Genomic DNA, 12,753 nt, shown 5'->3' on the forward strand with positions numbered 1-12,753 from the left:
TCTTTGTTGTTTGGTTGTTGGCGCCGGAAGGTTTACCTTCTATTTACTTTGATTTTTAAAGAAGGAAAATAGATTAGTGTGAATAGGTTTTAATATTTGAGGGTAGGGGTTTGGTCTCCAAACCCAAGTTGCTCTTCAAACCCAAAGGAATTACCAATCAAAAATTAATCCCACACCACAATTTTCATCAAAATATTTTCCGAAATATTCCAATCAAAATTAGATTATTTGTGCTGAGTTTCTCCAATATAATAGCAATCCTAAATAGGTTGTAATATTTGAGGGTAGGGGTTTGGTCTCCAAACCTAAGTTGCTCTTCAAACCCAAAGGAATTACCAATCAAAAATCAATCCCACACCACAATTTTCATCAGAATATTTTCCGAAATATTGCAGTAAAAATCAGATTATTTGTGCTGAGTTTCTCCAATATAATAGCAATCCTAAATAGCTTCTAATATTTGAGGGTAGGGGTTTGGTCTCCAAACCTAAGTTGCTCTTCAAACCCAAAGGAATTACCAATCAAAAATCAATCCCACACCACAATTTTCATCAGAATATTTTCCGAAATATTGCAGTAAAAATCAGATTATTTGTGCTGAATTTCTCCAATATAATAGCAATCCTAAATAGGTTGTAATATTTGAGGGTAGGGGTTTGGTCTCCAAACCTAAGTTGGTCTCGCAACCCAAGGGAATTGCCAATCACAAATAAATCCCACACCACAATTTTCATCAGAATATTTTCCGAAATATTGCAGTAAAAATCAGATTATTTGTGCTGAATTTATCCAATATAATAGCAATCCTAAATAGCTTCTAATATTTGAGCGTAGAAGTTTAGTTTCCCAACCCAAGGGAAAATAGGATTTGGAGACCAAACCCCTACAGTTTTTTTCATAAATTATTTAAAATTGCTATAAATAAGAACACCAATCACTCCAACTACCTGCATAAAGTTTTCCAGTATTAATACCCGCCATTTTTAACGACCATAAATTAACACAAGCAGTCACACCAGAACCACAATAAACAATAACTTCCTCTGCATTTTTTACTTCTTCCCAACGAGAATTTTGCTCGGCAACTTTCGCCTGACTATTTTCATCAGTAACTTGTTTCCAAGGATAATTAACTGCCCCTGGAATATGACCAGCAATAGGGTCAATAGGTTCATGTTTTCCTAAATAGCGATCGCTATCTCGCGAATCAACTAATACTACTTCTGGCAAATCTTTTTTGGCTTTAACTGTTTCTATATCTACCACCATTTTTGGTTGAATTTGAGGTACAAAAAAACCCAACTTTTGAGAGGAAATTTCATTTGTAACTGGATATTCTTTTTGCCACTCAGAAAAACCGCCATCCAAGAGAGCAACTTTTTCGTGACCCATATATGTTAATAACCACCATAAACGGGAGGCAAAGGCAAAGCGAGAATCATCATAAGCTACGATAAAAGTTTCTTGATATTTAACACCTATCTTTGCTAATTTTTCAGCTAGTTTATTAAGGTCAGGTAATGGATGACGTCCACCATGTTTTTGTACGGGGTTAGAAAGGTCTTGGTTGAGGTCTAAATAGAATGCACCAGGAATATGATTTTCTTGATATTGTTTTTTGCCTAATTCTGGATTTGCTAAGGAAAAACGGCAGTCAATAATAATTAGGTTTGAGTCATTAAGATGATTTGCCAACCACTGAGAAGAAATAAGAAGATTTGTATTAGTCATGTTTGAGAATTTAGAATTTAGAATTTGATTGATTAATCTGTTCTGAATTTAGCATTTAAGGGTTTGCTGATTCTGGGTATGATTTGATAATTTTGTATTTTCTATTTTGGATTGTTTGAACTACTTATTAATATTAACTGTTTCCTGTTCCCAATTAAGTATTGCCTATTCCCTACAAACCAAGTTTCATACCTTAATTCAGGAATGCCAAATTGAACGGATTAATCTCTTCTCAATTCTAACATTCTGAATTATCAATTTTTCATACCTTAATTCAGGAATGCCAAATTTAATGGATTAATCTCTTCTGAATTCTCAATTCTAACATTCTGAATTATCAATTTTTCATACCTTAATTCAGGAATACCAAATTTAATGGATTAATCTCTTCTGAATTCTCAATTCTGAATTCTCAATTCTCAATTCTCAATTCTCAATTCTCAATTTTTCATACCTTAATTCAGGAATGCCAAATTTAATGAATTAATCTCTTCTTAATTCTGAATTCTCAATTCTGAATTCTCAATTTTTCATACCTTAATTCAGGAATGCCAAATTTAATGAATTAATCTCTTCTTAATTCTGAATTCTCAATTCTGAATTCTCAATTTTTCATACCTTAATTCAGGAATGCCAAATTGAACGGATTAATCTCTTCTGAAATTCTGAATTCTGAATTCTCAATTCTAAATTCTGAATTCTCAATTTCTCTTGTTGAGGAGTTTGTGATGATTGATTGAGCAACATTTTTCCAATAAAAACAACTAAAGCCATAAATAATATTATTCCAACTATTCCTAAAGTCGTTTCGCTCATTCTGAGATTATTTAAACCTGGATTTTTGATACTATTAATTTTTGAGTTTGGATAAAATCTATTTTGTTTACGAGCCGAAAAACTGGTCAAGTTTAAATCAGATAAGTAACTTAATTCTAAATCAAATTCTTGACCCCAGGTAGGATACTCATCAATGTATCTTTTGAACAATAATTTTACTCTTTTAATTGAATCTGGTGCTAATTCTATTAATTGATTCCGAACTACATTTATAGTAGAATATCTATCTGGCAATTCATCAGATTCTAGGAGTATGTGTAACCAACTATTTACTACACTAGCTTTGGCATTAATACCTTCAGGGTGTAATTTACTATTTAAGAGGGTAGCGATCGCTTTAGAATTTCCTTGTCTGGCAAGCTGGATAAATCTATACTGAACCATGATTAATTACCTTTGTTTTAGAGAGTAGGGGAGTAGGGGAGTAGGGGAGTAGTAAAAACATCAATAATGTTTTGAGTAAAAATTAACTGTTATAAAAACTTTTACAACCAATTTAGGATTGCTGTATCTTTATATTTTTTATATATATTATTATAATAGTTTTTTAGTAAGCATTCAGCTTGAGCCATTTATGCTGCATTAATAGCTCGGTTAACTGCTAATGTAAATGGGTCAGGTGGTGTTCAACAATTAATAATTAATAATGAATAATTAATAATTACCTCTCCTTGAAAAAAAAGAGGATTGACTCAAAGAAAAATTTTTATTTATTATCCCCTATCCAAGGGGAGGCTTTAAACCAAAATTTTTCGGTACAATAATAGTTTTTGTCGGAATAGATGCAGATTTTTTTGTTGGAGAAGATAGAGGTGTAGGTTTAGTTTTTACCTCTGTAATTTCTGGTTTTTCAGAATTAACTTTTTTTGGTATTGGCGAGAGAATTTCAGTCACTACAACTACAGGAGTTTCAGAAACTAATTCTGATCGAGAAAATCCATATACGCCTAATCCAAGTAAAGCAATAATTAGTAAGACTAAAATATTATCTTTGAGAATTTTAGGTAATTTATTGAACAGATTATTTTGGGGATAAATTAGTTTTTTCTTGTCATCTTGCTCTCTAAGATTTAGGGGTTTAGCAATATGATTTATTCCATGAAAAATGCTAGATTTTGCTAATTCATTATTTGTTTTATTCAAATTAATCTGGTGTTGAATTTGATGGGTTTGATTAATTTTATATTTTTGGGCTTGAGTACGATGATTTGTTTGTCTTAACAGAAAAAAACTTTTTGATACAAATTCAAATTGATATAATTTAGCAGCTACTATTAACCAAATACTAATAAATACAAAAAAAAGCAACTTATCGATAAGTGATTCAGGATATAAAATTTTACTTTTTTCTAAGAGGATAGATGTGTAATTTAGATTAAACCAAGGTAGTATTAATGTAGATATTAAGATTGCTGCTAGGGTACTAATGATAATTACTAACCAGCTATATAAAGCCTTCCACCAACTGATAATTCTTGGAAAAAGAAATAATTTATAACGATATCTCTTGGAAAAAGTTTCCCGAATAGTATGAAATAATAAAATCAAAAAATTATGTGCAAAAGCCAATATAGGAATCAAAAAAAATAAAATAACAATACTCAAACAAACCAATAATTCTAAACTTCCCAGTAGTTCCCCAAAATATACTCCTAGTTCAAAATCTCTGATTATCGTAACTAAAATAGTCATAAAAGAAACCCTAATTAAAGCCTTTAACAAAGCTCTAGGAAAAGGAAACCATTTTGGTAAGTAGAATTTTTTCGGTTTGTTCATAATTATGAAAATTTAGGAAGAGGAATTGACAAATTACAAATTCATACCACAACTAACAGCAGATGGTTCATACACTTTCTTTTCACCCGAATTTGGTGAAACTTTTCACTCTCATTTTGGCGCTCAACAAGAAGCCGAATATAAATTTGTTTACCCAGTTCAACTATTATCTAAAGTAGATAGACCTGTAGTTTGCCTACTTGACGTTTGTTATGGACTAGGATATAATACCGCTTCAGCTTTAGCAGCTATCTGGAAAGTTAATCCTAGTTGTAAAATCATTCAGGTAGGACTAGAATTAGACCCAGAAGTGCCAAAAGCAGCGATCGCTAAAGGTCTTCTAGATAATTGGCCGGAACCTGTGCCAGAATTATTAGCAACTCTAGCCAAAACCCATCAATTACAAACAGACAAAATTCAGGCTAAACTCCTAACGGGGGATGCAAGGACGACTATTAAAGAGTTAAGTAATTCTAGCTTCCAGACAGATGCTATATTTCTCGACCCCTTTTCACCACCCAGTTGTCCCCAACTCTGGACAGTAGAATTTTTATCCTTAGTAAGTAGTTGTCTCAAACCCGATGGTTATCTAGCAACATATTCCTGTTCCGCAGCAGTCAGAACAGCATTACTGGAAGCTCATTTAAAAATCGGTTCTACAACACCAGTAGGTAGGCGATCGCCAGGAACAGTGGCCAGTTTTTCGGAGAAAAATTTACCTCCACTTTCCCAAAAGGAAAAAGAACACTTACTGACTCGCGCTGGTATTCCTTACCGTGACCCAAACTTATCAGACTCTAGTGAAATTATTGTGCATCGCCGTCAGTTAGAACAACAAAAATCATCCTTAGAACCTACATCCCATTGGAAAAAACGTTGGTCTAATAAATTCAAAATTCAAAATTCAAAATTCAAAAGTTAAAAGTTATGGCGTTGCATAATAAATTCAAAATTCAAAAGTTAAAAGTCAAAAGTCAAATGTTAATTTCTATGAAAATTATTTAGCCTAAACACTTACTTAATTGTTTACTCATAAGTTACCACTATGATTTCCTCCCTACTCCTAACTCCTAACTCCTAACTCCTAACTCATTACTCATTACTCATTACTCATTACTCATTACTCATTACTCATTACTCATTACTCATTACTCATTACTCCCTACTCCCTACTCCCTTGAATATGAGAATATAAGAATTGTGGATTCGTAATATAACGTCTCTTAGTCACAAAGCAAATAATTCTAAAAATCATGGTAGCGGTAGCAATTTTAGCGGCTGGACGTGGCACCAGAATGAAGTCAGACTTACCCAAAGTATTACATAAATTAGGTTCCCATACCTTAGTTGAACGAGTTCTGAAAAGTTGTGTTTCTATTCAACCATCAAGAATAATTGTGATAGTTGGTTATCGTGGAGACCTTGTACAAAACTCTCTCCTGGATAATAACGATAATATTGATAATGATAATAATCCTACACTGGAATTTGTAGAACAAACGGAACAATTAGGAACTGGTCATGCTATTCAACAATTGTTACCCTATCTAAAAGAATTTTCTGAGGATCTGCTGGTATTAAATGGAGATGTACCATTATTGCGGCCTGAAACTCTCAAGCAGTTAATAGATACTCACAAGGAAAATCAAAATTCAGCGACTATCTTGACTGCTAATTTACCTAATCCCAAAGGTTACGGTAGAATATTCTGCGATACAAATAATTTTGTAACTCAAATAGTAGAAGACCGAGACTGTACGACTGCCCAGAAACAAAATCATCGAGTCAATGCCGGAGTCTACTGTTTCAATTGGCCAGCTTTGGCAAAGATATTGCCCGAACTAAAAGCCGACAATGACCAAAAAGAATATTATTTAACAGATGTGGTTCCTTTTCTTAATCCTGTCATGGCAGTTGATGTGAATGACTATCAAGAAATTGTTGGGATTAACGACCGTAAACATTTAGCTACAGCTTATCAGATTTTGCAGATGCGGATCAAAGATAATTGGATGGCCGCTGGAGTAACTTTGATAGACCCCGATAGTATTACTATTGATGATACAGTTTTGTTGCAACGGGATGTGATTATTGAACCACAAACTCATATTCGGGGTCGGAGTATGATTGGTGCTGGTAGTCGCATTGGGCCAGGAAGTTTGATCGAAAATAGTCAGATAGGTAAAAATGCTTCAGTGTTGTACTCGGTGATTTCTGATAGTGTGGTGTCTGATAATACTCGTATTGGTCCTTATGCACATTTACGGGGTGATTCTCAAGTGGGTTCTCACTGCCGAATTGGTAATTTTGTCGAATTGAAAAAAGCTAAAGTGGGCGATCGCTCTAATGCAGCTCATTTATCTTATTTGGGAGATGCGACTCTGGGAGAAAAAGTAAATGTTGGTGCTGGTACAATTACTGCTAATTATGATGGAGTGAAAAAACATCAGACTAAGATTGGCGATCGCTCAAAAACTGGTGCAAATAGTGTATTAGTTGCTCCGGTGACTTTAGGGGAAGATGTGACAGTAGGAGCAGGTTCGGTGGTAACAAAAGATGTGGAAGATGATAGTTTAGTTGTTGCTCGCGCTCGACAAACTGTGAGAAAAGGTTGGCGGTTGAAACAGTCAGAGGATAATGGATAATGGATAATTAATAATTGATAATTAATAATTAATAATGGATAATTAGGACTTGCTGATTAAATCTAAAAGGTCTAGTAGGGTGTGTTAATGAAATGTAACGCACCATCTATGAAATACAATACGGTTCAGTTAAGGTTTTTTTGCAGTTATCTCACTTTTATTCATCAATTCTTTCCTCCTACTTCCTCTTTTTCGGAGATGTCTAATAACAACAGAGATCAAACAGTTAACCTCAGATTCCTAGCTAAGTTTAGCTTAGTATATACTTGTCTTTAATCCGGATTTTGTAAGACCCAGACTTATCAAAAATGCGTTGAGATTTTACATCATGTCTAAAGACTTTTTCACTGACATTAATCTATCCCAAGAAAAGGCATCATCCTACTCATTGCCAGACCTAATCGTTAAGTCTGACAAACTTATTAAGTTTAGCTATAATAACCAAACCCAAAAATATGAATCCCAAGCCGTAGCTAACTTAGAAGAAACACCTTCCTTGATGAGTTTTTGGCGACTTGTAGCCTTATCAGATTCAATTTTTGTGGGTCAAAATATTGACCAAAGATTGAACCGAAGATTGAATCAAGAGCAAACAGATAGACCTCAATCAAAAGTTATAAAATTATCAGCATCATTAGAAAAACTTCAAGTTTATGAATGTACTAATGTTGCAGCAATCGCTACCGATGGAAATCATATTTTTATCTGCACTGACGGAAAGCTGATTGCTTTGAATCAAGACTTGGAAACCTTGGATGAAGTTAACTTAGAATTACTAGATTTCTTATGGGGGGGAGAAAAGAAAAATGCTCACGATATCTTAATTTATCAATCAATTGCTTATTTGTTAGATAATGTTGTGAGTCCAACTTATGTTCTGCGAGTTGATATCTCTAACCCTAATAATCTGCAAATTTTGAGTACCTTCCATATTAGTGGAATTAATCATCATCTGAGAACACAATGGATTAATCCGGATTTGAATCAGTGGTGTATTCTTCAGAGTTATTCAACTCAAGGGGGTTCGGGAGAAAATATTATAATTCTTCCTCTTGATGTGGAAAGTGGTTCTGTAGACATTGGTCAATCCCAGTTTTCAGGGTATACTAAAATTTCTCATTTAGTTGATGTAGACCTTGACAAACTAAACTTTGACGAACTAGACGTTGACGAATTCGAGTTTCTCTGTTCAGACCCTAAATTGAACAAAAGCTCTATTTTAAGGTGTCAATCAATTAATCAAACTTCTTTTGATCGCTCTAAGAAGTCAGGCTTTGAATTAGTCGCAGTAACTTCTTTTCCTCCGGTTTGGGGTATTATTTATGAAATATCGGAGCAGATTCATTTAGCGAAAATTGAAACTTCTAACAATAATGTTAATTTTCAAAAGAAACTGTACTTAGGTGAGTTCAAAGACTACGATCTTAAGGTTAGGATAACATCAGTCGATCGCCTGCTATTCCTAGTTATTGAACCATATACAAATCAACGCTCGTTTACTCGGTTACTAATTATTGACGTAGCTCAAGAACCATCAATTATTCTCAATCAAAATTTAGAAGTACAGGGTTTATATAATTTCACTATTAGTCCAGAGACTCCACTAGGGTGCGTTACATTTCATTAACGCACCATCTATATCTATAAAATACTATAATGGTGGGTTATGCTTTCCTCAAAAATGGTGCGTTACGCTTTGTTAACACACCCTACTGGACTGATAGCTGACAGCTAATCGCTGAATGCTTACCTATTCCCTCCATACCTATTCCCTAATAATTATGAAAGCATTTGAAATTCAAGAATTTGGTAATTTAGTCTGTACTGAAAAACCACAACCGGAACCAAAATTTGGAGAAGTTTTAGTGAAAGTAAAAGCTGTCTCCCTTAACTACCGAGATATTTTAATGATTAAAGGTCTTTACAACCCCCGTTTGCGTTTACCTGTGATTCCATGTTCTGATGGAGTCGGAGAAGTCGTGTCAGTGGGAGAAGGTGTCACCAGAGTCAAACCGGGAGATAGAATTGCTGGCATTTTTATGCAGAAATGGTTGTCAGGTAATTTTACTAAAGAAGCAGCAAAGTCAACTTTGGGTGGTGATCTTAACGGAATGTTAGCAGAATATGTAGTCTTGTCTGAAGATGGGGTGGTACTTATCCCTCCTCACCTATCCGATACAGAAGCAGCAACTTTACCTTGTGCTGCGGTAACAGCTTGGCACGCTTTAATAGAAGCAGGTTTAAAACCAGGGGAAACAGTTTTGGTAATGGGAACAGGTGGAGTTTCCTTGTTTGCGTTACAGTTTGCAGTTATGGCAGGAGCGCGAGTCATCGCCACTTCCAGTAGTGATCAAAAATTGGAGCGAGTGAAAGAGTTGGGTGCATCTGATGTCATTAATTATAAATCTGTGCCAAAATGGGAAAAAGAAGTGTTGGCGTTGACTGAGGGAGTCGGAGTTGACTATGTTGTGGAAGTTGGAGGAGTAAATACTTTAAGTCAGTCTGTGAAAGCAGTGAGAATGGGAGGTAAAATAAGTTTAATAGGTGTATTAGCAGGAGCGCAGGGAGAATTTAATCCTTTACCCGCAGTAATGAAAGGAGTGCGGATACAGGGTATTTTTGTGGGTTCCCGTCAGATGTTTGAGGCGATGAATAGGGCGATAGATGTGAATAAATTACGTCCGGTTTGCGATCGCGTCTTTCCATTTGAGTCAGCTCCAGAAGCACTAAATTATATGGAAATAGGTTCTCATTTTGGCAAAATTACAATTGAATTTTAAGAAGTAGGGGCGAATGGCCATTCGCCCCTACAATATGGTACAACGCCTAAATAGGAAAAAAATGAAAGCATTAGTATTAGAAAAACCTGGAACTCCTGATACTTTACACATTGCAGAAATGCCTTTGCCACAACCGGAAGCAGGAGAAATACGGGTAAAAGTTCATGCTGTAGGATTAAACCCTGTTGACTACAAACTCGCTACTTCTGGATCGTCAAGGTGGAGTTATCCATTTATTTTGGGATTAGATGTAGCAGGGGTTGTGGATGCTGTCGGTGCTGATGTTACTGAATGGCAAGTAGGAGATAAGGTTTATTATCATGGAAATTTGTCTAAACCAGGAGGTTATGCAGAATATACCAACGCTAACGTCTTAGCAGTTGCTCCACTTCCAGAGGGTGTTTCTTTTGCGGAAACTGCTGCTATTCCTTGTGCTGGTTTCACTGCTTATCATGCTTTACATCGCCGTTTGCACATTCAGTCAGGGCAAACTATTTTAATTCATGGTGGCGCTGGGGGAGTTGGAGGTTTTGGGGTGCAGTTGGCATCGTTAGCAGGGTTGGAAGTAATTACAACTTGTTCTCGGAGGAATTTTGGTTATGTGCAAAAATTGGGAGCAAAACATTTAATTGATTATCAAAATGAGGATGTGGTTGTGAGAATTAAGGAAATTACTAAGGGGCGTGGTGTTGATGCAATTTTAGATACAGTTAGTTCGGAAACTGCAACAACAGGTTTTGAAATGTTGGCGTTTAATGGTGGAATTGCTTGTATTGCTGGTTTACCTGATTTTAGCAAATTCAAACCTTTTAGTATTACTCCTTCTATCCATGAAATTGCTTTAGGAGGTGCTTATTTATCTGGGGATAAAAAGGCGATTCAAGACTTAGGAAAAATTGCGAAAGAAATGGGGGAATTAGTGAGTGGAAATAAAGTTAATCCGATGTTAACTGAAGTGATTAGTTTAGAGGAAATACCCGCAGCATTAAATCGTTTGAAAGGTCGTCATGTAAGAGGAAAAATAGTTGCCGAAATTCGGTAATATCCTGTTTAATTAAATCCCGATCAAAATTCGTAGTAGCGTGTCAAGCTTGAAAATGTGGATTAAAAAACCTATAAAGCAAGGCAATTTATTGTTGAGGCAATTGAAGAGCAAATCGCAAGTTATCAAAAACGTTTGGAGGAAATTGAAAATATAGATGAGGATGAGGCGTCAGATGTTGGCAATGATTGTGTTTTTTTAGAGGCACTTCGTAATGATTTGCTAGAGAGTTTGCAGTCAGGAAAGTTGCCTCAAGGAAAGGGAAATCTTGATTCAGAATTGGGGGGTTTACCTTGGCAGGAATTAGTTGAATTGATTAGAGGATTTTCTATTAGCGATCGCTTGTTTTTTGTGGATGCAATTAATAAGTCTATTCGAGAGGAAATTAGTAGTGCTAAGGTGGCGAATTCTATAAAAAATTAGGAATTACGCAAAGAAACCTGGTTTCTATGATAAATCATTGTTTTTAAGAAAAGCTTTCTACTTTATCAAGTTTTATGTTAAAAAAAATGTGGGTAATAGATAGCTCGCAATGACAGCTCGTCCTATGAAATAGGCGATCGCTCCTGGAAAGATAGTTACAGTCCACTACTGGACTTCAAAATCTGATTTTTGACTTTTGAATTAAAAATATGAATGAACAACGAATTGAAGCTTATCTGAATCTGATTAACACTTTACTACTTAATCGTGAGAGTGAGGCAGAAATCAACAAAATTCTGAATGATAATCAGGAATTAGTAGATTCTGGGTTATGGCAAACAATGTTCCAAGAAGCGGAGAAGTTGACATCAGCGGGCGATCAAGATGATGCTGAATTTTTACTCGAAGTCGCAAATTATCTGGCATACCAAGACTATGTAGATTTCTTGATAGAGGTATTGCAGGCAACCGCAGACAGCGAGGGTGACTCGAAAGTTGTTTACCCACTCCTACAACAAAACTTAGATAAACTTGACAATTACTTTGCTGATATATTGCGAAACTGGGCAACTGCTAAATTTTCTGAAGTGGAGGCGGATGTAGCAGAAAGCGTTGCTATATATATTGGTAATTTCAGTAACCTCATTCGGGAATTTCCTCTGGGCAACAAAGCAAATAACATGGAAATTAGCATTGCAGGTTGTGAAGTAGTGCTAAAAGTCTTTACCTCTCAGAGTCATCGGGAAAATTGGGCAGCCATTCACAATAATCTCGGCATTGCCTACAGAAATAGAATAAGAGGAGACAAAGCCGAGAATATTGAATCTGTCATTGCTGCATTCCAACAAGCTTTGCTGGTTTATACCCAAACTGATTTCCCCATCGACTGGGCAAATACTCAACATAATCTCGGCACTGCCTATAGTGAGAGAATAAGGGGAGACAAAGCTGAGAATATTGAATCTGCCATTGCTGCATTCCAACAAGCTTTGTTGGTGCGCACCCAAACTGACTTCCCCATCGACTGGGCAGTAACTCAAAATAATCTCGGCATTGCCTACAGAAACAGAATAAGAGGAGACAAAGCTGAGAATATTGAATCTGCCATTGCTGCATACCAACAAGCTTTGCTGGTGCGGACCCAAACTGACTTCCCTATCAAATGGGCAATGATTCAAAATAACCTCAGTGGCGCCTACAAAGAGAGAATAAGGGGAGATAAAGCCGAGAATATTGAATCCGCCATTGCTGCATGCCAACAAGCCTTGCTGGTTTACACCCAAACTGACTTCCCCATCCAATGGGCAATGGCTCAACATAATCTTGGCTTTGCCTACAGAGAGAGAATAAGGGGAGACAAAGCCGAGAATATTGAATCCGCCATTGCTGCATGCCAACAAGCTTTGCTGGTGCGCACCCAAACTGACTTTCCCATCGACTGGGCAGCAACTCAAAACATTCTTGGTATTGCCTACTGGGACAGAATAAGGGGAGACAAAGCCGAGAATATTGAATCTGC

At 35.9% G+C, this 12,753-nt stretch carries 11 protein-coding genes; 7 read left to right on the forward strand and 4 right to left on the reverse strand.

Translation table 11 applies throughout. The features are described 5' to 3' along the window. Positions 1 to 551: 551 nt before the first annotated feature. The 4 genes from F6K40_RS34160 to F6K40_RS34175 form a co-directional block, all read right to left on the reverse strand. On the reverse strand, positions 552 to 734 hold the full coding sequence (locus tag F6K40_RS34160; protein ID WP_293142769.1) for a hypothetical protein: 183 nt from the start codon (positions 732 to 734) through the stop codon (positions 552 to 554). A gap of 181 nt (positions 735 to 915) precedes the next feature. Further along, complete coding sequence (locus tag F6K40_RS34165) at positions 916 to 1,731, reverse strand: sulfurtransferase (protein ID WP_293142770.1); 816 nt, start codon at positions 1,729 to 1,731, stop codon at positions 916 to 918. A gap of 624 nt (positions 1,732 to 2,355) precedes the next feature. Next, a complete protein-coding gene (locus tag F6K40_RS34170) occupies positions 2,356 to 2,952 on the reverse strand; it encodes a hypothetical protein (RefSeq protein ID WP_293142771.1) in 597 nt (198 codons plus the stop codon). A gap of 336 nt (positions 2,953 to 3,288) precedes the next feature. Further along, on the reverse strand, positions 3,289 to 4,344 hold the full coding sequence (locus F6K40_RS34175) for a hypothetical protein (RefSeq protein ID WP_293142772.1): 1,056 nt from the start codon (positions 4,342 to 4,344) through the stop codon (positions 3,289 to 3,291). 25 nt (positions 4,345 to 4,369) lie between these two features. Between F6K40_RS34175 and F6K40_RS34180 the strand changes: the two genes are divergently transcribed. From F6K40_RS34180 to F6K40_RS34210, 7 genes are all read left to right on the forward strand, one after another. Beyond that, positions 4,370 to 5,266: a tRNA (5-methylaminomethyl-2-thiouridine)(34)-methyltransferase MnmD gene (locus F6K40_RS34180; protein ID WP_293142773.1), complete on the forward strand. Its 897-nt coding sequence runs from the start codon at positions 4,370 to 4,372 to the stop codon at positions 5,264 to 5,266. Positions 5,267 to 5,597: 331 nt separating this feature from the next. After that, on the forward strand, positions 5,598 to 6,989 hold the full coding sequence (gene glmU, locus F6K40_RS34185; RefSeq protein WP_293142774.1) for a bifunctional UDP-N-acetylglucosamine diphosphorylase/glucosamine-1-phosphate N-acetyltransferase GlmU: 1,392 nt from the start codon (positions 5,598 to 5,600) through the stop codon (positions 6,987 to 6,989). A 328-nt stretch (positions 6,990 to 7,317) separates the two neighbouring features. After that, positions 7,318 to 8,616, forward strand: a complete 1,299-nt coding sequence (locus tag F6K40_RS34190; protein WP_293142776.1) for an LVIVD repeat-containing protein — start codon at positions 7,318 to 7,320, stop codon at positions 8,614 to 8,616. A gap of 154 nt (positions 8,617 to 8,770) precedes the next feature. Next, complete coding sequence (locus F6K40_RS34195) at positions 8,771 to 9,769, forward strand: zinc-dependent alcohol dehydrogenase family protein (protein ID WP_293142778.1); 999 nt, start codon at positions 8,771 to 8,773, stop codon at positions 9,767 to 9,769. A 61-nt stretch (positions 9,770 to 9,830) separates the two neighbouring features. Continuing rightward, positions 9,831 to 10,811 (forward strand): zinc-binding dehydrogenase, encoded by a 981-nt coding sequence (locus F6K40_RS34200; protein WP_293142780.1) that lies wholly within the window; start codon positions 9,831 to 9,833, stop codon positions 10,809 to 10,811. Between the two features lie 135 nt (positions 10,812 to 10,946). Then, positions 10,947 to 11,234, forward strand: coding sequence for a hypothetical protein (locus F6K40_RS34205; protein WP_293142782.1), 288 nt, complete (start codon positions 10,947 to 10,949; stop codon positions 11,232 to 11,234). A gap of 209 nt (positions 11,235 to 11,443) precedes the next feature. After that, the coding region (locus F6K40_RS34210; protein WP_293142784.1) for a tetratricopeptide repeat protein at positions 11,444 to 12,753 on the forward strand (1,310 nt) is incomplete at its 3' end.

The sequence above is a fragment of the Okeania sp. SIO3I5 genome (assembly GCF_010672085.1).
Taxonomy (GTDB): domain Bacteria; phylum Cyanobacteriota; class Cyanobacteriia; order Cyanobacteriales; family Microcoleaceae; genus Trichodesmium.

Excerpts from the sequence above, each read along its gene's own strand:
- F6K40_RS34160 (WP_293142769.1), bottom strand. The coding sequence starts at position 734 with ATGAAAATTGTGGTGTGGGATTTATTTGTGATTGGCAATTCCCTTGGG.
- F6K40_RS34165 (WP_293142770.1), bottom strand. The coding sequence starts at position 1,731 with ATGACTAATACAAATCTTCTTATTTCTTCTCAGTGGTTGGCAAATCAT.
- F6K40_RS34170 (WP_293142771.1), bottom strand. The coding sequence starts at position 2,952 with ATGGTTCAGTATAGATTTATCCAGCTTGCCAGACAAGGAAATTCTAAA.
- F6K40_RS34175 (WP_293142772.1), bottom strand. The coding sequence starts at position 4,344 with ATGAACAAACCGAAAAAATTCTACTTACCAAAATGGTTTCCTTTTCCT.
- glmU (WP_293142774.1), top strand. The coding sequence starts at position 5,598 with ATGGTAGCGGTAGCAATTTTAGCGGCTGGACGTGGCACCAGAATGAAG.
- F6K40_RS34190 (WP_293142776.1), top strand. The coding sequence starts at position 7,318 with ATGTCTAAAGACTTTTTCACTGACATTAATCTATCCCAAGAAAAGGCA.
- F6K40_RS34195 (WP_293142778.1), top strand. The coding sequence starts at position 8,771 with ATGAAAGCATTTGAAATTCAAGAATTTGGTAATTTAGTCTGTACTGAA.
- F6K40_RS34200 (WP_293142780.1), top strand. The coding sequence starts at position 9,831 with ATGAAAGCATTAGTATTAGAAAAACCTGGAACTCCTGATACTTTACAC.